The organism is Serratia sp. szju, assembly GCF_044594185.1.
Taxonomy (GTDB): domain Bacteria; phylum Pseudomonadota; class Gammaproteobacteria; order Enterobacterales; family Enterobacteriaceae; genus Serratia; species Serratia bockelmannii.
The window spans coordinates 1,505,118-1,528,499 of the sequence record NZ_CP172576.1 but is presented as its reverse complement, the minus strand read 5'-3'; the positions used below and the strand labels follow the sequence as shown (position 1 = coordinate 1,528,499).

At 60.6% G+C, this 23,382-nt stretch carries 15 protein-coding genes; 8 read left to right on the top strand and 7 right to left on the bottom strand.

Annotated elements, in window-relative coordinates; translation table 11 throughout:
• Nucleotides 1-100 precede the first annotated feature (100 nt).
• Together RE418_RS07240 and RE418_RS07235 are read left to right on the top strand one after the other, a co-directional pair.
• Nucleotides 101-595, top strand: coding sequence for a molybdopterin-dependent oxidoreductase (locus RE418_RS07240; RefSeq protein ID WP_049205620.1), 495 nt, complete (start codon nt 101-103; stop codon nt 593-595).
• Nucleotides 592-2,376 carry an ATP-binding protein gene (locus RE418_RS07235; protein ID WP_025304623.1) on the top strand — a complete coding sequence of 595 codons (1,785 nt, stop codon included), beginning with the start codon at nt 592-594 and terminating at the stop codon, nt 2,374-2,376. The genes RE418_RS07240 and RE418_RS07235 overlap by 4 nt, the downstream gene beginning before the upstream one ends.
• Here the strand turns inward: RE418_RS07235 and RE418_RS07230 are convergent.
• The 4 genes from RE418_RS07230 to RE418_RS07215 form a co-directional block, all read right to left on the bottom strand.
• Complete coding sequence (locus tag RE418_RS07230) at nt 2,366-3,217, bottom strand: helix-turn-helix domain-containing protein (protein ID WP_213928405.1); 852 nt, start codon at nt 3,215-3,217, stop codon at nt 2,366-2,368. The two genes, RE418_RS07235 and RE418_RS07230, sit on opposite strands and share 11 nt — an antisense overlap.
• Nucleotides 3,218-3,672: 455 nt before the next feature.
• Nucleotides 3,673-6,777: an autotransporter outer membrane beta-barrel domain-containing protein gene (locus tag RE418_RS07225; RefSeq protein WP_399676007.1), complete on the bottom strand. Its 3,105-nt coding sequence runs from the start codon at nt 6,775-6,777 to the stop codon at nt 3,673-3,675.
• 118 nt (nt 6,778-6,895) lie between these two features.
• On the bottom strand, nt 6,896-9,919 hold the full coding sequence (locus RE418_RS07220; RefSeq protein WP_399676005.1) for an autotransporter outer membrane beta-barrel domain-containing protein: 3,024 nt from the start codon (nt 9,917-9,919) through the stop codon (nt 6,896-6,898).
• Between the two features lie 478 nt (nt 9,920-10,397).
• Nucleotides 10,398-11,036, bottom strand: coding sequence for a TetR/AcrR family transcriptional regulator (locus tag RE418_RS07215; RefSeq protein ID WP_049209482.1), 639 nt, complete (start codon nt 11,034-11,036; stop codon nt 10,398-10,400).
• A 314-nt stretch (nt 11,037-11,350) separates the two neighbouring features.
• Here RE418_RS07215 and RE418_RS07210 point away from each other — a divergent pair, with 314 nt between their 5' ends.
• Complete coding sequence (locus RE418_RS07210) at nt 11,351-12,568, top strand: Tm-1-like ATP-binding domain-containing protein (protein ID WP_089181438.1); 1,218 nt, start codon at nt 11,351-11,353, stop codon at nt 12,566-12,568.
• Nucleotides 12,569-12,580: 12 nt separating this feature from the next.
• Complete coding sequence (locus RE418_RS07205) at nt 12,581-13,414, top strand: phosphoenolpyruvate hydrolase family protein (protein WP_049209485.1); 834 nt, start codon at nt 12,581-12,583, stop codon at nt 13,412-13,414.
• A gap of 120 nt (nt 13,415-13,534) precedes the next feature.
• Here RE418_RS07205 and spy read toward each other — a convergent pair whose 3' ends face one another.
• Nucleotides 13,535-14,026 (bottom strand): ATP-independent periplasmic protein-refolding chaperone Spy, encoded by a 492-nt coding sequence (gene spy / locus RE418_RS07200; RefSeq protein ID WP_025304629.1) that lies wholly within the window; start codon nt 14,024-14,026, stop codon nt 13,535-13,537.
• A gap of 536 nt (nt 14,027-14,562) precedes the next feature.
• On the opposite strand from spy, the gene pdeR reads away from it, so the two are divergent.
• Entirely contained in the window at nt 14,563-16,557 is a 1,995-nt protein-coding gene (pdeR, locus tag RE418_RS07195) for a cyclic di-GMP phosphodiesterase (protein ID WP_049205998.1), read from the top strand.
• A 16-nt stretch (nt 16,558-16,573) separates the two neighbouring features.
• Here the strand turns inward: pdeR and RE418_RS07190 are convergent, their stop codons facing one another.
• The gene (locus tag RE418_RS07190; RefSeq protein WP_025304631.1) at nt 16,574-17,440 is read right to left on the bottom strand and encodes a crotonase/enoyl-CoA hydratase family protein; all 867 of its coding nucleotides are present in this window, start codon (nt 17,438-17,440) and stop codon (nt 16,574-16,576) included.
• A 341-nt stretch (nt 17,441-17,781) separates the two neighbouring features.
• Between RE418_RS07190 and yhjD the strand changes: the two genes are divergently transcribed.
• The 3 genes from yhjD (at nt 17,782) to RE418_RS07175 (ending at nt 21,321) form a co-directional block, all read left to right on the top strand.
• Complete coding sequence (gene yhjD / locus RE418_RS07185) at nt 17,782-18,801, top strand: inner membrane protein YhjD (protein ID WP_025304632.1); 1,020 nt, start codon at nt 17,782-17,784, stop codon at nt 18,799-18,801.
• Nucleotides 18,802-19,130: 329 nt separating this feature from the next.
• Entirely contained in the window at nt 19,131-20,453 is a 1,323-nt protein-coding gene (locus tag RE418_RS07180; protein WP_016930463.1) for an MFS transporter, read from the top strand.
• A 100-nt stretch (nt 20,454-20,553) separates the two neighbouring features.
• Nucleotides 20,554-21,321 carry a CDP-diacylglycerol diphosphatase gene (locus RE418_RS07175; protein ID WP_043142940.1) on the top strand — a complete coding sequence of 256 codons (768 nt, stop codon included), beginning with the start codon at nt 20,554-20,556 and terminating at the stop codon, nt 21,319-21,321.
• Here RE418_RS07175 and RE418_RS07170 read toward each other — a convergent pair whose 3' ends face one another.
• Nucleotides 21,322-23,361 (bottom strand): AsmA family protein, encoded by a 2,040-nt coding sequence (locus RE418_RS07170; RefSeq protein WP_213928410.1) that lies wholly within the window; start codon nt 23,359-23,361, stop codon nt 21,322-21,324.
• Nucleotides 23,362-23,382 lie beyond the last annotated feature (21 nt).

Below are 23,382 nucleotides of genomic sequence, written 5' to 3'. Positions count from 1 at the left end.
GTTTACTATTCCCTTCGCACCCGCCTGCTTTTTCTGCCATTATTCTGCCTGATAAATTAGCGGGACTGATACAACCTCCCCGCGCCTCTGGAGAACACCGATGCTGTTCAAACTATGCAAAACCCTTGCGATAGCCTGCGTGGCCCTGATTATCGCCCAGAGCAGCGCCCTCAGCTTTACCCTGGAAGTGGCGGGCAAGATCGACAACGTGACCGACCCGGTCAACAAAAGCTATCTGTTCACCGATAAACAACTGTTGGCGATGCCGGTGCGCAGCATCACCACCTCCACGTCCTGGACGCCGCAGAGAAAATTTGAAGGGATTTCGGTGGCCGATATCCTGGAGCGCGTCGGCGCCAAGGGCGAGACGCTGACCTTCTACGCGCTGAACGATTATTACATCGACGTGCCGCTGTCCGACGTCACGAAATACAACATGATCCTGGCCTACAAGATGGACGGGGAAATGCTGAAGCTCAGAAACTTCGGCCCGCTGTTCCTGGTGTACCCGCGTGACGCCGCCGGGCCTGAACTGAACTCGCCGTTGTACAATTCACGCTTTATCTGGCAAGTCGACAGGATCGTGATCAAATGAAGCTGACGACCTTTAAGAACGGCAGCAGGCTGGCGATCCCGGCCATCTTTGCCGCACTGTTTTTAGTGGCTTCGACCGTCACGCTCTATTACTACAGCGCCACCCTATCGAAGAAAGGGCTGTATGCCATCGCCGGCACGCAGGAGAACTACTCCTGGTCGATCGCCAAGTTCTCCATCAAGCTGGCGGAGTTCGACACGCTGGTCGAACAGCAAAGTCACGCGCCGCAGGTGGACAACGACAACCTGCGGCTGCGCTTCGAAATCCTCTATTCGCGTTTTTACGTGCTGGAAACCGTCTCCGAATCGACCCAGCCGCTGTACGCCGAGCCGGGTTATCCGGAAGTGGTCAAACAGATGCGCCTGCAGATGGATCGCATCGATAAGCTGCTGGACAGCCCGAAAATCGACTTCGACCAGGTTTTCGCGGCCATGAAGGCCATCAAGCCTTACTCCATCGAAATGGCCAACCTGACCGACCATGCCGAGGTGAAGCAGCGCACCGCCGCCTATGAGGACTACATCGAGAAGCGGCACATTATTTTCTATGGGCTGGTGATCGTCATGTTCTCGGTGATCGCGCTGATCGCCATCACCCTGATCGTGTTCCGCCAGCAGCGGCTGACCATTCGCCAACAGGCCAAGGCGATTGAGGCGGAGAAAGCGACGCGCACCAAAAACGCCTTCCTCGGCGCTATTGGCCACGAGCTGCGCACCTCATTGCAGAGCGTGATGTCGGCCATCGACGTGCTGGTGAATACCCGGGTGTCGGCAGAGCATGCGGACACCTTCCAGCGGCTGGAGACCGCCGCGCAGCAAATCGAAAGCCAGATGAAAGATCTGACCGACTACGCGCACCTCGACAGCGGCATGATGGAATTGCGCATCGTACCGTTCGACGCGCAGAAGCTGATCGCGGAGACCGCCAACGAAATCGCCACCCTGACCCGCAAAGAACAGGTCAAACTCAGCTGTGAAGTGGAATGCAGCCACCTGCTGGTGCACTCCGATCCGCTGCGCATCCGGCAGATTATCGTCAACCTGCTGACCAACGCCTACAAGTACACCGAAAGCGGCAGCATTACGCTGCACAGCTGCCTGCGCCGCCAACCGGGCGGCAGTTCGTTGATTATCGAAGTGACTGACACCGGCATCGGTATCGAAAAAGACCAGCTCGATCAGATCTTCAAGCCCTTTACCCAGTTGGATCAGTCGCATACCAAGCAGTATGCCGGCGTGGGGATGGGGTTGGCGATCGTGCACGGCCTGGTGACGTTGCTCAACGGCACCATCACGGTGTACAGCGAAATCAAGAAGGGCAGCACCTTTATCGTCAGCATTCCGGTGCAGATCAGTGAAGACGAACGTGCCGACGAGCCCGCCGCTGCCAATGCCTCTCTGCAGCATAAGCCGCAGCAGGTTCTGGTGGTGGATGACAACAAGTCGGTGGGTGACGCCTTTGCGGCGCTGCTGGACAAGCTGGGTTACCAGCACGAACTGTGCGACTCGCCGGAACGCGCGCTGCAGAAGCTGCTCAGACGTCCTTACGATGCGCTGTTGCTGGATTTGCAGATGCCGGGCATCGACGGCGCTGCTCTGGCCAGGCAGTTGCGCAACCGTCGTGGCCCCAACCGCCATGTGCCGATCATCGGCATCAGCGCCTACACGCCGGAGCAGTTAACGGCGGATCAGCGCGCCCTGTTCGATAACTACCTGATGAAGCCGGTTCGACTGGATGCGCTGTCGAGCGCGCTGGCCGAGGTGTTCCCCGCTAAAGATTAAAACAGCGTTGCAGTGCGGCTTCGATCACATGGAGCCGCACCGGTTTTTCATAAGGGCCGAGCACGTCGTACTCGCGCATCGCCTGAGCGATTTCCGATTCGCGTCGGTCGGTGCCCAGTTCACCGGTCAGCACCAGTACCGGCGCGTCCGGATTGTCGGAGGCGCGGATGGTAGCGATACAGCGATCCGCCGTTTCCTCACCGATCAACCAGTCCACCACATAACCGTCGAACAGGCTTTGCTGCAACGCCTGACAGAAACTGTCGACGTCGTAAAACGCCACCGCGTTGAACCCGCAGCCACCCAGATACTTGGCCAGTTCATCGGCCGCCTGATGCGAATCGTCCAATACCGCGATGCTCAGCCGCTCGTCGTCGCCGAAGCCGGGCCGGATTTCGATCAGATCGACGCCGTAACGCGGGCCTGCCGGCGCCTCATCGGTGCGATAGATATACCACTGCCCTTCCACGCGCAGCGCCACAAATTCCGCCGGCCGCCCGGCAGGAAGCTCGTCGCCGATGTGCCCGACGCAAGGTATCGCCACCCCCGCCACGACAAAGATGGCATCGCGCGCCATGTTTGGCTCGGGAGTCTCGTGTTCGGCGCTCAAATCGGCGATCGCCGCCGGCGTTTCTCCGAGCGCGGCCGCGACGCTGTTGATCTGTTCCAGCGTCCAGGGGCTTTGCCCTTTCAGTTTGCGGTGCGCATGTGAAAAACTCAGATCCAAGATGCGGCTGAGCTCGCGGGCATGCTGACGTTTTCCAATCCCGTAATGTAAAAACAGCTCCCTGACCCGATTGGCAATCGACTGTGAATCGAATTTTTGGTGATTGTTATCCATTTGTTCCTTCGATTTTTTTTACTGATTTATCAGTCGTTTTGATTATTTCTGCTGAAAAAGCCACATCTAAAACTAGCATCTCATGCAATTATGCGTTAAAAACGTTGCTTGACATACCATGTTGCATCGTCAAACATGGTATCAAAAGAGACATACAGCAATACACTATAAAAAATAACACCAGCACGTTTTTTAATAATAACCATAGTAACACCAGGGAAAATTTGTTCCGTTGCCGCTACTGAGACGATGTCCACATCGCTCGGACTGCGCAAATCAAACGGGGCTTGAGCCTTTAGCGCTAATCTGTTTTACCCACTTTTAAGCCGGGATCCGTCAGGGTCCCGGTTTTTTATTGCCCTGGCGCCGCGCCATCATACGGACTCACCCCACAGCCGCAAATAAAAACGGAGCCGGCATGCCGGCTCCGTTGTCCTTGAGATCGCTGCTGAACGTCAGAAGCGCCAGGTGAAGCCGGCGTTGACGCTGTTGTCCTGATGGTTTTGCGACAGCAGTCCGCCGTAGCCCAGCGACAGCGTGGCGTTCTCGTTCACCGCCACTTCCGCCCCTGCCTTCAACACCATGCCGTCACGCGACACCGGCACGCTGTCCACCACGAACGGCGCGTTGCCGCCGTTGAACCGCAGCCCGGTGCCACGGTCCAGACCGCCGTACTGGTGCTGCCACCCCAGCTCGCTGCGCAGCGCCACCGTCGTGCCCGGGGTCACCTGCCACGCGGTGTCTGCACGCAGCCCCAGCGTCGACACCGTCGCGTCGGTATGCTGCTTGTCGCCGCGCAGTGCCGCCGCGCCGCCGCTTTCCGCGATGCCGTTGTTTTCGAAGTTCACGTACGCCAGGTTGACGAACGGCTCCAGGTTCAGCCATTCACCCTGCACGCCGTAGCCCGCTTCCGCGAACAGCTGCTCGGTGCGCGCGCTGTACTTCGCCGTGTCACGGTCCGACTGCATCCCGTAGTTCACCGACCGCTTGGTGTCGATGCGGTGCCAGGTGTAGCCCGCCCCGCCGCGCAGCGCCAGCGCCCCGAACTGCTTGTCGCCGTACGCCGCCAGGTGGTAGTTGTCGCTGTCCGCCTTCGACCCGTACCCCCCGTGCAGCGAGGTACGGGTGTAGCCGGTCGCCACCCCCAGCCGCCAGTCGTCCGCCGCCGCCGAGTCCAGCCCCACCAGCACCCCGTAGGTCGAGGCCTGATAGCCGGTGGCGTTGGCGTCGCCCGACGCGTGGTCCCACGCCCCCAGCAGCTGCGCCCAGGCACCGCCCTCGTCCGCCTTGATGGCCGACGAACTCGCCAGCCCTTCCGCCTGACGCAGACGCCCGTTCAGCGCCTCACGCAGGTAGCGGCTGTCGTTCACCAGCGCCGAGGCGATATCCGCATGGATTTGCCCCGACAGCTGACGGAACGCCTGCCGCGCTTCGCCCGCCGTGCCGCTGGTGAGCAGGCTCTCGTACACCGGGTTGCCCGCCGCCAGCGCATCCGCCGCCACCGCCACCGCCCGCTCGTTCGAGGTCTGCGCCACGCTGGCGAAGCTCGTGCCGTTGCGCCCGACGCTCAGCGTCACCCCGGTCGGCTGGTAGCTCAGCCCGGTGCCGAGGAACAGGTAGTTCGGCGCCACCGCGTCAAACTGCCCGCTCACCCCCTGCTGCGCGCTCAAAATGGTGTACTGCTGGCCCAGCAGGCTGCGCACCTCGCTTTGCGTCAGCAGGTTGGGGCTGTTCTCCAGCGTCACCGCCACCTCGCCGCCGCCGATCGTCGCCGATCCGCTGCTCTGGATCCGATCGCTCTGGCCGTTCGGGCCCACCTCCACCGCGTAGCGCGACCCCGGTTCGAAGCTGACGTTGCCGGCCACGCTCAGGGTGCCGATCGAGTTGCCCGGCGCCACGGTGCCGCCCTGACGGGCGATCAGCGAACCGACCGTGCCGCTGCCGCCGACGATGCCGCCGCTCTGCACGCTGACGGCCGAGGTGACCGAGCCGTTGACGGCCAGCAGCCCCTGATTGACCAGCGTCGGGCCGGCATAGGTGTTGTTACCGGTCAGCACCAGGGTGCCGATGCCCTGCTTGGTCAGGCCGCCGTGGCCGGAGATGTCGTTGCTCCAGAAGTCCAGGCCGCAAAGATCGCTGCTGCAGACGCGCTCGGTCGGTTTACCCTTGTCCAGCACCGCGCCGACGCCCGGCAGATCGACCACGAACTGGGTCGGGCCATAAGCCACGCCCGTCGGATCCGGGATGCGGAACTCTTCGGGAATATCCTCAGCGGTCACCAACATGCCCGGGCCGTTGATGGCCTTGCCCAGGTTGATCATCCCCCAGCCGTAGAGCGCGTCGATGCCCGGCGCGCCCATGTCGGTGGCGGTGGTTTTCAGCACGTCGGCAATCTGCGCCGAGCTCATGTACGGGAAGCGCTGCAGCAACACCGCCACCGCGCCGGTCACGTGCGGCGTCGCCATCGAGGTGCCGTTTTTATTGCCGTAGTCCGACACCAGGTTGGCCGGATCGGAACCGTTGGCCACGGTGCTGTAGATTTTGCTGCCCGGCGACGAGACGCAGAAGCTGGCGGTATAGCCGCAGCGGGAAGAGAAGCTGCTGATGGTATAAGGCACGCTGTTGGTCGATGCCGCATCCTGCGCCACGCTGGCGACCGACAGCCAGTTCGGCGCGATGTCCGGCACGAAGTAGGCCAGCCCGCTGATCACATCCGGCTGGTTGTAGTTGCCGTCGTTGCCGGCGGCGAACAGCACCAGAATGTTTTTGCGCGCCGCATCGATCGCGCCCTGATAGCCTGCGCCGGCCAGGCTGCCGAGCAGCGGTTTGACCTGATCGAATTGTTCCTGCGCATCCTTCAGCTCAAAGTGCAGCGCGTTAGGATCGCGGCCGCCGTCGGACAGGAAATCGGGAATACTGACGCCCCAGCTGTTGTTGATCACCCGTGCACCGCTGTTGATCATCGCCTGCCAGCCGGCATTGGTGACGGCGCCGTCCAGGCCGAGGAATTCGCCGTAGGCCGGGCCGTCGTTATCGTTATCGACGCTGATCACCTGCGAATCGAAGGCCACGCCGTGCATGCCGATGCCGTCGCGGTTCGCCGCGCTGATCCCCGCGACGTGCACCCCGTGATTGCTCAGCATGCCCTGCGAGCCGCTGTAGAAGTGGAAGGTGCCGTCGAAGTAAAAACGATCGCCGGCGTTAATCCCCGGCCGGTGTGGATCGGTATAGGCGCGGTAGCCCTCGGTGACGACGTTGATCAGTTTGCCGTCACCGGCGAACTCGGGATGACGGTTGACCGGAGTGTCGAAAATGCCCACCTTCTGCCCTTTGCCGGTGTAGCCGGCGGCGTAGGCCTCATCGGCGTGGATCGCCCCCAGCCCCCAGTTGGCGTTGAATTCGGCGCTGCGCCAGCTGGCCGGATCGCCGGGTTGGCCGTTCACCTCGTGCGGCGCCGCCTGTGCATACCCCGCCAGCGCCATGCAGCAGACCAACGCGTTCAGCCGCCACGGCAAGCGGCGAGCGTTTCCTTTGCTATCAAAACCCATTGTTGTTGTCATTTCCTTACCTTTTGCTTGTTATTGGCCGACGCCCCAGGTGCGCCGGGTTCTCATTAGCAGGATGTGAAAAAGGAACCGCCCGCAGACGGTTCCCGTACAAGGATTGAGTCAATGTTGCTTAGAAACGCCAGGTGAAGCCGGCGTTGACGCTGTTGTCCTGATGGTTTTGCGACAGCAGCCCGCCGTAGCCCAGCGACAGCGTGGCGTTCTCGTTCACCGCCACTTCCGCTCCCGCCTTCAACACCATGCCGTCACGCGACACCGGCACGCTGTCCACCACGAACGGCGCGTTGCCGCCGTTGAACCGCAGCCCGGTGCCACGGTCCAGACCGCCGTACTGGTGCTGCCACCCCAGCTCGCTGCGCAGCGCCACCGTCGTGCCCGGGGTCACCTGCCACGCGGTGTCTGCACGCAGCCCCAGCGTCGACACCGTCGCGTCGGTATGCTGCTTGTCGCCGCGCAGTGCCGCCGCGCCGCCGCTTTCCGCGATGCCGTTGTTTTCGAAGTTCACGTACGCCAGGTTGACGAACGGCTCCAGGTTCAGCCATTCACCCTGCACGCCGTAGCCCGCTTCCGCGAACAGCTGCTCGGTGCGCGCGCTGTACTTCGCCGTGTCACGGTCCGACTGCATCCCGTAGTTCACCGACCGCTTGGTGTCGATGCGGTGCCAGGTGTAGCCCGCCCCGCCGCGCAGCGCCAGCGCCCCGAACTGCTTGTCGCCGTACGCCGCCAGGTGGTAGTTGTCGCTGTCCGCCTTCGACCCGTACCCCCCGTGCAGCGAGGTACGGGTGTAGCCGGTCGCCACCCCCAGCCGCCAGTCGTCCGCCGCCGCCGAGTCCAGCCCCACCAGCACCCCGTAGGTCGAGGCCTGATAGCCGGTGGCGTTGGCGTCGCCCGACGCGTGGTCCCACGCCCCCAGCAGCTGCGCCCAGGCACCGCCCTCGTCCGCCTTGATGGCCGACGAACTCGCCAGCCCTTCCGCCTGACGCAGACGCCCGTTCAGCGCCTCACGCAGGTAGCGGCTGTCGTTCACCAGCGCCGAGGCGATATCCGCATGGATTTGCCCCGACAGCTGACGGAACGCCTGCCGCGCTTCGCCCGCCGTGCCGCTGGTGAGCAGGCTCTCGTACACCGGGTTGCCCGCCGCCAGCGCATCCGCCGCCACCGCCACCGCCCGCTCGTTCGAGGTCTGCGCCACGCTGGCGAAGCTCGTGCCGTTGCGCCCGACGCTCAGCGTCACCCCGGTCGGCTGGTAGCTCAGCCCGGTGCCGAGGAACAGGTAGTTCGGCGCCACCGCGTCAAACTGCCCGCTGACCCCCTGCTGCGCGCTCAGGACGGTGTACTGCTGGCCCAGCAGGCTGCGCACCTCGCTTTGCGTCAGCAGGTTGGGGCTGTTCTCCAGCGTCACCGCCACCTCGCCGCCGCCGATCGTCGCCGATCCGCTGCTCTGGATCCGATCGCTCTGGCCGTTCGGGCCCACCTCCACCGCGTAGCGCGACCCCGGTTCGAAGCTGACGTTGCCGGCCACGCTCAGGGTGCCGATCGAGTTGCCCGGCGCCACGGTGCCGCCCTGACGGGCGATCAGCGAACCGACCGTGCCGCTGCCGCCGACGATGCCGCCGCTCTGCACGCTGACGGCCGAGGTGACCGAGCCGTTGACGGCCAGCAGCCCCTGATTGACCAGCGTCGGGCCGGCATAGGTGTTGTTACCGGTCAGCACCAGGGTGCCGATGCCCTGCTTGGTCAGGCCGCCGTGGCCGGAGATGTCGTTGCTCCAGAAGTCCAGGCCGCAAAGATCGCTGCTGCAGACGCGCTCGGTCGGTTTACCCTTGTCCAGCACCGCGCCGACGCCCGGCAGATCGACCACGAACTGGGTCGGGCCATAAGCCACGCCCGTCGGATCCGGGATGCGGAACTCTTCGGGAATATCCTCAGCGGTCACCAACATGCCCGGGCCGTTGATGGCCTTGCCCAGGTTGATCATCCCCCAGCCGTAGAGCGCGTCGATGCCCGGCGCGCCCATGTCGGTGGCGGTGGTTTTCAGCACTTCCGCCACCTGCGCGCCATTCAAATACGGGAAACGCTCCATCAGCACCGCAACGCTGCCGGCCACGTGCGGCGCCGCCATCGAGGTACCGCTTTTATTGGCATAGCCGGTCGTCAGGTCGTCCACACCGGTGCCCGCGATCACCGAGCTGTACACCCGGGTACCCGGTGCCGAGACGCACAAACTGGCGGTATAGCCGCAACGGGAAGAGAAGGTGCTGATGCTGTAATCGCCGGTATTGTTGGGATCCTGCAGGCTGGCGACCGACAGCCAGTTCGGCGCGATGTCCGGCACGAAGTAGGCCAGGCCGGCCATGGCATCCGGGTTGTTGAGGTTACCGTCGTTGCCGGCGGCGAAGATGGTGACCACGCCGCTGCGCGCCGCGTCGATCGCGCCCTGATAGGCGCCACCGGGCTTGGTGCCCAGGATCGTTTTGATCTGATCGAACTGCTTTTGCGCATCGTTCACCGTGAAGTGCGGATAAGCCGGGTCATACCCGCCTTCATCGAATTTCTCGGTGATGCCGATGCCCCAACTGTTATTGATGATGCGCGCGCCGCTGGCCACCAGCGCCTCCCAGCCGGCCTGGTAAACCGCGCCGTCGTTACCGAGCACAATGCCGTCCTCCGGGCCGGGGTCGCCGTTTTCTGCGCTGATGATCTGCGCGTTGAATGCCACCCCATGCATGGCGCCACCGTCGCGGCTGCCGGCGGCGATGCCGCCCACGTGGGTGCCGTGCGAGCCTAATTTGCCGCTGGAGTCGGTGCTTGGCGTACCGTCATAGCGGAAGTCATCGCCTTTTTTCACTGGAATATAGGGATCGGTGTATTCGCGAGTGCCATGGGTAACCAGATTGATCACCTTATCTGGGCCGGAAAATTCGGGGTGCTTGGCGTAGACTGGCTGGTCGAAAATACCGAGTTTGATGCCTTTTCCGGTATAACCGGCGGCGTAGGCCTGGTCGGCGTGGATCGCTCCCAGCCCCCATTCCGCGTTGAACTCACTGCTGCGCCAACTGGCCGGATCGCCCGCTTTGCCGTTCTCTATATAGCTGGAGGCCTGCGCCCCGCCGATCGCCGTCAGGCAGATCAGCATCGCGCTCCATTGTGCGCGATGAACTCCGATTTCAGGCCAGCCGAAGGCCGCCCGAGCGGATTTGACTCCTCTAAGTTTCTTCTCCATCCCAGATACCGTCCGTTGTTGTTTGCAAATGTTTTATAAGATTTTTTGTGTAACAGTTTGGTAACACCAAATAAATAAAGCACAACAATCTCAAGTGCGCTTAATGTGTCACTCGGCAGTTCGGCGGGGGGAGAGAACGTTTCAGGGGTGAATCAGGCCAACGCCAATAAGAAATGGCAATGACGTTTGCCGGTAGCGAAGCGGCGATAAAAAGTGAGAGGAAAAACCTTAATACGCTGATAAATAAAAATATAAACAAAGATCGAATGAAGGAGATGGCCGCCTGAAAAGTGCTTAACAGGCGTCTTTTATCACTTTTAATTATAAATTTTGCCAATATTCACTCAGTGAATTATGCTGGTTTTTCACTCGGTCATCGGCAAAAATTGGATTATCCTGCTGATGTTTTTTTGCGGTTCGTCGCGTCCTCTTCCGCCTGACGCAGGATGGCTTTGGCCATCCATTGCGTGACGTCCTGAATGCCCTCAAGTTCCAGCCCCCAGATATCTTTCAACACCAGGAATACCTCCGAGCCGTAAATCAGCGAGAAAGCATGAATCACTCTCTGTAGAGAATCCGGCGGCAGTTTGCCCTGCAACGGTTCTACCGCCAGCGCCAACAGACGCTTGCGGTTGCCGCGCACCAGCTTCTCACCCGGTTTATCGGTGTTGGACCGAGCCAGTGCCCACTGCTGCAACGAAAGCTGCAGGGCCGCTCGCAGCGCCCCCTCATGCTGTTCCATTTGCGGATAAGCAAAACTGAGCAGCTGCAGTATCCGCGCTTCGGCGCTGTCGTCTTTCGGCTGCCACTCCAAAATGGGCCCCAGACTTTCAGCCACAACGGCGGTGATCAAATCGCTTTGCGTAGGGAAGTAACGGTAAGCTGTCGCACGCGAAACTTGCGCATGTTGAGCCAACTCCGTTATCGAAGGAAAGGCACCGCCATCGAACAATTCCATCGCGCTGTCAAGCAACAGCTTACGAGTTCTGGCCCGGATATGAGTCAAGCGGGTAGATACGATTAATGGCACAGCAACCTCTTCTTTCTCTACGCCCGTCTAACATAGACTTGGCGAATAAAGTCCACTGTAACAAACTTGTCAGCTATTACGCCATGCAGCGTACGCAGGGCTCGCTTTCCCTCACGCCGAAAATGAGACTTTCATCTCATTCGATACGAATTAGACTTGCATAAATGATACTACCGTCTCATTATGATGAGGAATTCACCGACTACGCTCAGCTCTCTTAGTCAGCACCAGGGAATTCATTTTTACTAACATATTAAAATATAAATTATAAATCAGCGTGTCGGCCATCTGAACCCTACGTCAGGAAGAGGCTAATGAACGACAATCAGGCAGTGATTTACATTGCAACCACAGCGGATACCAAAGGACGGGAATTGGCTTATGTGCGCAGCCTGATCGCCGAAACCGGGTTACCCACGCTGACCGTCGATCTTTCCACCCAACCGTTAGCACCCGGCAGCTACCAGGCCGATATCTCTGCCGCTACTGTCGCTCACTGCCATCCTGATGGCGAACGCGCCGTCTTTTGTGGCGATCGAGGCAAGGCGATTGCCGCTATGGCGCAGGCGTTTGAAAGGTTCATGCTGTCGCGCCGTAACGTCGCTGCAATACTCGGATTAGGCGGTTCCGGCGGTACCGCATTGATCACCCCCGCTATGCAACAGCTGCCGATCGGTTTACCTAAATTGATGGTTTCCACCATGGCCTCCGGTGACGTCTCCGGGTATGTCGGAGCCAGCGATATCTGCATGATGTATTCCGTCACTGACGTTGCCGGATTGAACCGCATCTCCCGCACCGTGCTGGGCAACGCAGCGCATCAAATCGCCGGCGCCGTTCGCTTCGCCGCTCAAGCGACCGTCGACAGCAAACCGGCCGTCGGCCTCACGATGTTCGGTGTGACCACCCCCTGTATTCAAGCCGCCACGGCGGCGCTCGAAGAGAGCTTGGATTGCCTGGTGTTTCATGCCACCGGCAGCGGCGGCAGAGCGATGGAAAAACTGATCGATAGCCATTTGTTGGACGGCGTGCTGGATCTGACCACCACCGAAGTTTGTGACTACCTGTTCGGCGGCGTACTGGCGTGCAGCGAGGATCGTTTTGGCGCTCTCGCACGCACCGGCATTCCCTGCGTGATATCCTGTGGCGCCCTGGATATGGTGAACTTTTCCCACCCGGACAGCGTTCCAGCTCGATACGCTCAGCGCCAGTTTTATCAGCACAATGCCCAAGTCATGCTGATGCGCACTACGCCGGAAGAGAATGCGCTGATGGGCCGTTGGATCGGCGACAAACTCAATGCTTGCGAAGGCGATGTGCGTTTCCTGATACCCGAGGGCGGCGTTTCCGCACTGGATGCGCCAGGGCAACCGTTTTGGGATCCGGAGGCGTTGGCCGCCTTTGCCGACGCGTTGGAAACTACATTGCGCGTCACGGAAAAACGCCGCCTGATCAAGACCCCTTATAACATTAACGATCCCCGCTTTGCCGCCTTCGCCGTGCAACAGTTCAGGGAGATCGCTCATTTTTGATTGGAGCTAAACATGGCTAAAAATACCCGTCAGGAACTGCTGACTCAATTCAGAGAAATGATTGCCCGTGGCGAGCCGATCATCGGCGGCGGAGCCGGAACCGGCCTCTCAGCAAAATGTGAGGAAGCCGGCGGTATCGATCTGATCGTCATTTATAACTCGGGCCGCTACCGCATGGCGGGCAGAGGTTCTCTGGCGGGTTTGCTAGCCTACGGTAATGCGAACGACATCGTTATGGATATGGCAAAAGAGGTGTTGCCGGTCGTCAAACACACGCCGGTTTTAGCCGGGGTCAATGGTACCGACCCGTTCTGTCAGTTCGATAAATTCCTTAATGACATCAAGGCGATCGGCTTTTCCGGCGTACAGAATTTTCCGACGGTTGGTTTGATCGACGGCAACTTCCGCGCCAATCTCGAAGAAACCGGCATGGGTTATGCGCTGGAAGTCGACATGATTCGCCTGGCGCATGAAAAGGATCTGCTGACCACACCTTATGTGTTCAGCGCAGAAGATGCCATCGCGATGACGCAGGCCGGTGCCGACATCATCGTACCGCATATGGGGCTGACCACCGGTGGCAATATCGGTGCGGAAACGGCGCTGACGCTGGCGGGTTGCGTTCCCCTGATCAACGAGTGGGCTCAAGCCGCGAAACGCGTGCGCGAAGAGGTGATCGTTCTGTGTCATGGCGGCCCTATCGCAACGCCAGAGGATGCAGCCTACATTATGCAACACTGCCCTTTAGTCAACGGATTCTATGGTGCCAGCTCCATGGAGCGCTTGCCCACCGAAGTGGCTTTGACGGAAACAACCCGACAATTCAAAAATATCAATAAAGGTTAACAGACTGTTTTACTCGCGCACAACACCAGGGAAAACCCGTTATTTAACGGGACGTGTAGTGAGGTAAGCAAAAGGGCCAGACAAATAGCCTGGCCCTTTTTTACTCACCGCGAGCGGATATTACTGACCGGAGGACATCTGCTCCTTCATTTTATTCATGTGGTCCATCATCTTTTGCTCGCGTTTCTGATAATTCTCATTGTATTGTTTTTTCTGCTCAGGCGTCAGCAGGTTATACATTTTATTTTCCGCTTTGGCGCGTTCCAGCATGCGTTCGGATTGTGCTTTGCCGATCGCGTCAATTTGCGCCTTCGCCTTCGCTTCGTCAAAGCTGTCGGAAGCGACCAGATTGTGCAGCGCCTGGCGTTCTTCTTTCATGCCCGGCCCGCGCTTCTGGTGCGACTCTTTCATGATATCGCGCATCTGCTGGCGCTGCTGCTCGGTCAGGTTCAACCCGGCGAACGGGCCGCCTTTACCTTCACCCTTGTGATGCATCATTTTCATCGGCGCGGCATCCGCCGCCGGGGCAGCCACCGTATCGGCGGCGAACGCCGCGGAAGCAGAACCCAGAGCCAGCGTGGAAGCAATAAATAAAGCCGTCAATTTACGCATAATCATTTCCTTAAAAGTTTTTCTTCATCAGGAGCGCTGTACGTTAACAGGCTCATTCGTCGTCGGAGATAATAATAGGCTGATAAAATTCAAGTAATGCGAGGGTGTGTAAACTTTTTAAAACCCGTCTCGGATTTATTCACCAATTATGAGAAAACTATGAAGATGGCGTTTATTTGATGGAAATTTTAATTTCTCGGCAAAAATCCCCCCGGTGGAGTTATTTTTCCGCTTTCCCCTCACCGCTATAATTTACTCGCCAGCACGGCAATCTTGCCTCAACCGTTTTCCGATAGCAGGGGGAAGTCAGTACAAGCATCATAGGATCCGATGTTCTCCTACACTTTAAGGCAAGCGGCCGCCGGGCGACATTTACACCGCAAAACTAATCATTGCTTATATAATAGTTTCCATCACCCGTCCCGCCTGCAAAAACCTGTTATATGATGCACAGATGCGTACGGCGATCGCTTTCGGGCCAACAGGCTGCCCGGAGCTGCGCCGACCGGCCGCCCGTGCTCTTTTGAGGAATCATCATGCCCGCAGACCAAGGCCCTGAGCTTCTTAACGCCCACTTCGGCACCCAAAGCCCCCACTGGCGGCTGGCGTTTGACAGCAATGCCCTGGAGCTGTCCGCCGTTAAGGGCAAAGCCCACGTCGCGGTGGCACTCAGCGCCATGGACGCGGCGAAAATTCGCCGTCTGAGCGGCGTAACCGCCAGCCTTGAGCTGACCATTACGCTGGCCGGCGAACCGCTGCATCTGCATCTGGTCGGGCGCCGCGTCAACAACCTCGAATGGGCGGGCACCGCTTCCGCCTTCAGCGACACCCCATCCGTGGCGCGCGATCTGGTGCACGGCCTCTCCTTTGCCGAGCAGGTGGTGTCCGAAGCCAACTCGGTGATCGTGATCGTCGATCAGCACGGCCGCATTCAGCGTTTCAACCGGCTGAGCGAGGAGTACACCGGGCTGCACGAACACGAAGTGATCGGCAAAAACGTTTTCCAGCTGTTTATGAGCCCGGAAGAAGCCGCCGCCTCGCGGCGCAACATCGCCGGCTTCTTCCGCAACGGATCGTCTTATGAGGTGGAGCGTTGGGTAAAGACGGTCAAGGGCGAACGGCTGTTTCTGTTCCGCAATAAGTTCGTGCACAGCGGCAGCGGCAAGAACGAGGTGTTTTTGATCTGCTCCGGCACCGACATCACCGAAGAACGCCGTGCGCAGGAACGGCTGCGGGTGCTGGCCAACACCGATCTCATCACCGGCCTGCCTAACCGTAACGCCATCCAGGATAAGATCAACCACGCCATCGCTACGCGCAGCGAAGAGAGCTTCGGCCTGGTGTACCTCGATCTCGACAACTTCAAAAAGGTCAACGACGCCTACGGTCATATGTTCGGCGATCGGCTGCTGGTCGAAGTCGCGCTGGCGATCCTCGGCTGCCTGAGCCCGGATCAGGTGCTCGCCCGCCTCGGCGGCGACGAATTTCTGGTGCTGGCGCCGCAAACCGATCGCGAGCGCCTGCAAACGCTGGCGCAGCGCATTATCGACAGGCTGAAAACCCCTTTCCGCATCGGCCTGATTGAGGTGTATACCGGCTGTTCGATCGGTATCGCGCTGTGCCCGGAGCACGGCAACGATCTCGACAGCCTGATCCGCAGCGCCGATACCGCCATGTACGTCGCCAAGGAGCACGGCAAACGCACCTATACCGTCTTCTCGCCGGAGATGAACAAACGCGTCGCCGAATACATGTGGCTGGACACCAATCTGCGTAAAGGGCTGGAGCAAAATCAGCTGGTGTTGTATTACCAGCCTAAAATCGACGCGCGCAGCGGCGAAGTGCACAGCGTGGAAGCGCTGGTGCGCTGGGATTCGCCGGAGCGCGGCCTGATCCCGCCGCTGCAGTTCATCTCCTACGCCGAGGAGTCCGGCCTGATCGGCCCGCTGGGCCAATGGGTGCTGCAGACCGCCGCCAGCCAGGCAGCGCAGTGGCAAGAACAGGGATTGAACCTGCGGGTAGCGGTCAACCTCTCCGCCCGGCAGTTGGCCGACGACGGCATCGTCAACGACCTGCTCGGGGTGCTGCGCCATCATCGCATGGCCCCCTGTCTGCTGGACTTCGAGCTGACCGAAAGCAGTCTGATTGAAGACGAGAACCGCGCGCGCGCGCTGATCACCCGGCTACGCGAACTGGGCGCGCAGGTGCATCTCGACGACTTCGGCACCGGCTATTCGTCACTGGCGCAGCTGGCGCGTATACCTCTGGACGCCATCAAGCTGGATAAAAGCTTCGTGCGCGGGGTGAATTTCAATCCGGTATCGCAATCGCTGGTACGCGCGATCGTCGCAGCGGCGGAGGCGCTGGCCTTCCGGGTGATCGCCGAAGGGGTGGAAACCGAGAGCGAAAATCAGTTCCTCGACGAAGTTGGCGTGGACGAAAAGCAGGGCTTTCTGTTTGCGCGGCCAATGCTCCCGGAACAGCTGGAGCATTGGCTGCAGTCCTATCGCCCGCGCTCACCTTCCGCGTGAGGCGGGCGCGTTAACGTTAGCCGGCACGACGCAGGTTCAGGGTGTGGCGATCCTGCAACATCACCAGCCGCTCGATGTAGGCGCGATCTTTTTCCTCAATGGTGAAGGCCGAGTGGACCCAATCCTCGGTAATATCCATCAGCTCGGAACGCGTCAGTTGCAATACGCGCTGACGCGCCCGCAGCATGGCGCGCATGCCGTTGAGCTTCGGCCGGATGGTATCGATGAAAGTGCGCGTCGCCATATAGGCATCGCCGGGCTGGAACAGCTGATCCACCAGACCGCGGCTCTCGAACCACTCTGCGGTGTGCGACTCGCCGCCCCAAATCAGCTCCTCAGCCAAGCGCATGCCCGCCTTGCGCGCCACCAGCGAGTAACCGCCCATGCCGGGAAACAGGTTGAACGCGATCTCCGGGAACCCCATGCGCGCATTGTTCTGCGCCAACACGAAATGGTGCGCCAGCGCCGCTTCAAAGCCACCGCCCAGCGCGCTACCTTCAACCATGGCAATGCTGACCGCGCCGGTGTCGAAACCGCGCGCAGCGGCATGCACACAGTCGATGCAGGCCCGCGCGTAGGCCATCATCGCCTCGCGCCTGCGGTTTTTGATCGCTTCGGCGAAGAACTGCAGATCGCCGCCGACGTTGAACATGTTCGGCACCAGCGAGCCGGTGACCCAGAAATCGAATCGCAGCGAAGACTCCTTCGCCGCCTGCGCCAGCGTCATGATGTCTTCGATCAGCGCCTGGTTGAAGCAGGGGCGGGGCGCAGCGCGCAGCAGCATCCACATGATATGCCTCTCCTCTTCATAGTAGGCGGAAAGCTGCGACAGATTGCCCGCTTCGGTAAACGGACGGCAGGTGGGGTGATTAAGCAATTTCATAAGACCTTCCAGTTTTTCTGTTGATGACGGATGAGACCGTTCCAGCCCCTACGGCTGCAGCGGAGCGGCAGTCGGTAAAGCGCGACGCCACATCATGAGTAAACGCTTTCTCGCCGACGAAACAGATAAAAATTGGAGGTAGGGAAGTGAAAAAAACCGAGGCGCCACGGGCTTTTCATAGGAATTTTACCTATCGCGCCATCGTCGGCATTTCATGCCAGGCGCTAACGCGTTAAGCTCGGAAATTGACCGTTTGCCGCCCCGGCGCTCAAAACGCCGCGAGGCTTTGGCTATAATCAATACGGATACATGCCGTTTAACGTTAAGGAAATCGTGAAGTAATGCCTACAGGACCAGACCAGGAACGCCGCCAGCCCGCACAAGACACGCCGCCGAAGCCGCTTATCGCCATCAAGACCGGCCATGAGACCCTCGACCGCCGCATTGGTGGTTTTTCACGTCTGATTGAACGCATCAAAGCCTGGCCGAGCGTTGCGCACCTGCTGCGCGCGGCCGAACGCTTTAACGATCGGCTGGGTAGCCAGTTCGGCGCCGCCATCACCTATTTTTCATTCCTCTCGCTGATCCCGATCCTGATGGTGTCATTCGCCGCCGCCGGTTTCGTGCTGGCCTCCAACCCGGATCTGCTGGCCCGATTGATCAACCGGATCGTCGGCAGCATCAGCGATCCGACGCTGGCCAGCACGCTGAAGAATACCGTCAACACCGCCATTCAGCAGCGTACCACCGTGGGGTTGACCGGTCTGGCACTGGCGCTCTATTCCGGCATCAGTTGGATGGGCAACCTGCGCGAGGCGATCCGCGCACAGTCGCGTGACGTCTGGGAGCGCAATCCGCAGGATCAGGAGAAAATCTATTTCAAGTACACCCGCGACTTCATCTCGCTGACCGGCCTGGTGGTCGCGCTCATCATTACGCTGTCGCTGACCTCGGTCGCCGGATCGGCACAGGCGGCGATCGTCAACGCGCTGGGGTTGGACGGCATCGAATGGCTGCGGCCGGCGTTGACGACGATCGCGCTGTCGATCTCGATTTTCGCCAACTATCTGCTGTTCCTGTGGATTTTCTGGATGCTGCCGCGCCACAAACCGAAGAAAAAAGCGCTGCTGCGCGGTACCTTGCTCGCCGCCATCGGATTTGAGGTGATCAAGTTCGTGATGACGATGACGCTGCCGCAGGTGGCGAAATCGCCTTCCGGCGCGGCCTTTGGCTCGGTGATCGGGCTGATGGCGTTCTTCTACTTCTTCGCCCGTTTGACGCTGTTTTGTGCCGCCTGGATCGCTACCGCCGACTACAAAGGCGACAAAGCCTTGCCGGAACGCGAGCCACCGGCCCCCTGAAGCCACGCAATCGTGCCGGTGTTATCGCACACGCCGGCACTTTCCTCTGGTTAATAAGCAAAAACCCAGTCAATCCCTCTAAATCATGCGGCATGACATTCGGAAAACCAGCATAACAAACTACCCATTCACTTTTCTTTCCCGTTTTTACAGCCATTCCCTCTGTATGAAACCCATTTCTCAACGTTTAACGCTACAGAAAAGAAGCCCGGTAAAACATTAGTCTTTTTAACCGGTTAGCGGCGGCGCAGCCCAGAGTTACAGCGTTGAAAAGGCGGAATGCTGTCACTAAGATGGATTTTTACCCCCTCCAACAATAAGAAATAGATATGCAAGCCACCATCGCCCCCCCACTCGACGCCGACGACGCGTCTACACCGGTGAATTCCCGCGGGAAAGTCATCGTCGCCTCGCTGGTCGGCACCGCCATCGAGTTCTTCGACTTTTACATCTATGCCACCGCCGCGGTGATCGTGTTCCCGCACATCTTCTTCCCGCAGGGCGACCCGACCACCGCGACGCTGCAGTCGCTGGCCACCTTCGCCGTCGCCTTTGTCGCGCGGCCTATCGGCTCTGCGCTGTTCGGCCACTTCGGCGATCGCGTGGGGCGCAAGGTGACGCTGGTCGCCTCGCTGCTGACCATGGGGATTTCCACCGTGCTGATCGGCCTGCTGCCGAGCTATGAAACCATCGGCATCTTCGCCCCTATCCTGCTGGCGCTGGCGCGCTTTGGCCAGGGTCTGGGGCTGGGCGGCGAATGGGGCGGCGCCGCCCTGTTGGCAACGGAGAACGCGCCGGCCAAAAAGCGCGCGCTATACGGCTCTTTCCCCCAGTTGGGCGCCCCGATCGGCTTCTTCTTCGCCAACGGCACCTTCCTGCTGCTCTCCTGGCTGCTGAGCGATCAGCAGTTTATGGAATGGGGCTGGCGCGTGCCGTTCATTCTCTCCGCCGCGCTGGTGCTGATTGGCCTGTACGTGCGGGTATCACTGCATGAAACGCCGGTGTTCGCCAAAGCGGCCAAGGCCGGCAAACAGGTAAAAGTGCCGCTCGGCACGCTGCTGAGCAAGCATCTGAAAGCCACCATCCTCGGCACCTTCATCATGCTGGCGACCTACACGCTGTTTTATCTGATGACGGTGTATTCGATGACCTACGGCACCGCGCCGCAGCCGCTGGGCCTCGGCTACTCCCGTAACAGCTTCCTGTGGATGCTGATGGTGGCGGTGATCGGTTTCGGCGTGATGGTGCCGATCGCCGGCCTGCTGGCGGACGCGTTCGGTCGCCGCAAGACCATGATCGCCATTACCCTGCTGATGATCGGCTTCGCGTTTCTGTTCCCGACCCTGCTGGGCTCCGGCAACCAGGCGCTGGTCATGGGCTTCCTGCTGTGCGGCCTGAGCATCATGGGGCTGACCTTTGGCCCGATGGGCGCGCTGCTGCCGGAGCTGTTCCCTACCGAAGTGCGCTATACCGGCGCGTCGTTCTCCTACAACGTCGCGTCGATCCTCGGCGCGTCCGTGGCGCCTTATATCGCCACCTGGCTGGCGGCCCATTACGGGCTGTTCTACGTCGGCATGTACCTGGCGGCAATGGCCGGGTTGACGCTACTGGCTCTGCTGTTGATGAAAGAAACCCGCCACCAGTCGCTGTGATCCCCTGCGGCCCCCTCACTGCGGGGGCCGCACGCGTTGTTCGTTTCCTGTCATAAAACCGGGCTATGCTGGATGTTTATCTCGGTAACAGGATCGGCCGATGTCTCTGCGTCGTGGGGTATTTGTCTGCGTTGCGCTGCTGGCGGCTCTCGCCATCGCGCTCTATTACGGGTTGAAGCCCGACCATCCCGATGCGCTGTGGCGCATCGTCAGCCAGCAATGTCTGCCCAATCAGCAAGCGCATGACAACCCGGCGCCCTGCAAGCAGGTGGATGTGCGGGCCGGCTTCGTGGTGTTTAAAGATCGCAACGGACCGCTGCAATACCTGCTGATGCCCAGCGCCAAAATCACCGGGATAGAAAGCCCGGCGGTGCTGGATGCCGCCACGCCGAATTTCTTCGCCCAGGCCTGGCGCGCGCGCCACGTGATGGCGGAACGCTATGGCAAACCCATCAACGACGGTGATATTTCACTGGCCATCAATTCGGAATATGGCCGCACGCAAAACCAACTGCACATTCATATCTCCTGCCTGTTGCCGGCGGTAAAACAGCGCTTGGCGCAGATCGGCCCCGATTTCATCGAGCAATGGCAACCGCTGCCCGGCGGCCTGTTGGGACATGACTATCTGGGGCGGCGGGTAACCCCTGCCGAGCTGGAGCAACAGGGCGCCTTCCGCCTGTTGGCTGCCGGCCTGCCGCGCGCCGACGGGCGCATGGGCAGCTTCGGCCTGGCGATGACCGCGCTGCCGGACGGCGATTTCCTGCTGCTGGCGACCGAGCGCAGCCTGCTGCCGTTCACCCTGGCCTCGGCGGAAGAGATCCAGGATCACGACTGCCGGCTGCTTACGCCACCGCCGCGCGCCTGATTATTTTTTGCCTTTCATCTCCCGCAGGATCTGCCCGCACTGGTTCTCCTCGCCGCCTTCACTGGGCGAGACCAGCGCCAGCAGCGCCGCCGCCGGCGTCAGCACCGCCCCCAACGCCACCGCCGCCGCGCCGCGCGCGATCAGCGGCCCGGCTTTCACCCCGGCGTCCGGGTGCTTGAAGGTGCCTTTCACGTACAGCGGCGATCGCAGGGTCAGCACGCGCATCCCCTTGCTTTCCGGATCGATGGATAAATCCAGCCGCTCTGTGGCGAGGTTAGTGTTACCGGTGATGTTGATCACCGCGTTCTCGGTGTCGAACACGAACAGCCGCGGCGCGGCGACGCCGCTGCGGATGCCGACGTCCGCCGCCGCGCAGTTGATGCCTACCACGTCGTCACCGAACAATTGCGCCACCAGGTAGTTGCCGACGTTCAGACCGAGGATCTCCATCAGGCTACGGCTGATCACCCCGTTATTGATCAGCAGGCGCAGATCGCCGTTGCTGGTCGCCAGCAGCTCGGCCACTGAATTACCGCTGCCCGTCAGCCTCGCGTCGCCGTTCATCTGCCCGAGGCTGCGCTTCATCGCCGCCACGTTAGGCAATAGCTGTTTGAGCTGGAGTTTGCGCGCGTGCATATCTACCTGGCCGCGCATCGGCTTTTTGCCGCCGTCGAGGCGCACCACGGCGTTCAGGCTGCCGCCCGCCATGCCGAAGCGCAGCGGATCCAGACGCAACTCGCCATTGTTCAGCTTCAGGTGCGTGGCCAGATCGCTCAGCGGTAAATCGCTGCCGCGCTCGATGCGCGCGGCGGCAAACTTCACGTCCGCATCCATCTTGCTCCAGCTTTGCGTATCGAACTGTTCAACCGGCAGCACCTTATCCGCCGGCTGGCGGCTCTTCTCGCCGCGGCCGGCTTTGGCAGCGTTGGAATCCGCGCCGATCAGCGGCGCCAGATCCGCCAGCCTCAGCTGCCGGGAGCTCACCGCGCCACTCAGCGTCGGCCGCGGTTTAGCGGCAACGTATTTCAAGTCGCCATGAATGTCGCTGTCGCCGATTTTGCCGTCGAATTTCTGATATTCGAACACGGCGCCGCCCGGCTGGTGCAGGCGGGCAATCAGATGGCCATCGGTCGCATACGGCGGCGTGTTCGGCAGCAGCACGCCGGTCAGGCCATAGAGATTCCCCAGGCTTTCACCGGAAAATTTCAGCTGCACGTCCAGGCCGCCGAGGTTCAGCGGATCGGACAAGGTGCCCGCCACCGCCACCCAGGTGCTGCCGGAGCGCACGTCGGCCTGCAGCGGGAACGGCAGATCGGCGCTCTGCAGTGACAGCATGCCGCCGATCTTGCCGCTGCCGCTCAGCGGTTCGCCGTTATATTTGCCTTTCACTTGCCAGCCGAAAACATAATCGGGTGTAGCGACCTTGCCGCCGCTCTGTTTGCCGGTCACTTCACTGAACGGCAGCGGTTTGCCGAGCGGATCGATAACGGCGCGGAAATCCGCCTTCAGCGTGGCGTCTTTAAAGGCGATCTGTCCCTTGTCGAACACGATATCGTGCACAGTGAACGACCAGGCGGAAGGCGGCTGCTTGGGATCCTGGCCGCCGGCCAGGTCAAACGTCCAGTTGTTGTCGCCGTTGGCCAGGCGTTGCAACGACGCATTCGGCTGCTTGAGCCAGATGCGCGGGATCAGCAGTTCTTTCCTCAGCAGCGCCAGCGGTGCGATGCTGGCGTCGACGCGCTGCAGCGTCACCATGCTGTCGCCGGGGATGTTTTTCGGATTACCCAACCACACGTCTTCGGCGTGAATATGCGGCCAGGGCACCCAGGCGCGCCAGCCGCCCTCCTCAGGGTTACGCGACCAGTCGACGCCCAGATCGCCGCGGATGGCGAAGGGCCGCCGCAGTTCGGCCGACACCTTGTCGTTGATGGTAGGCTTGAGTCGATTCCAGTCGAAGGTGGCGATGAAGATCGCCAGCGCGGCGAGCACCAGCAGCACAATGCCGCCCAGCCAGCTGAAAACCTTTCCTGTTCTTGTCATAGGGCTCCCTCAGCACATAAA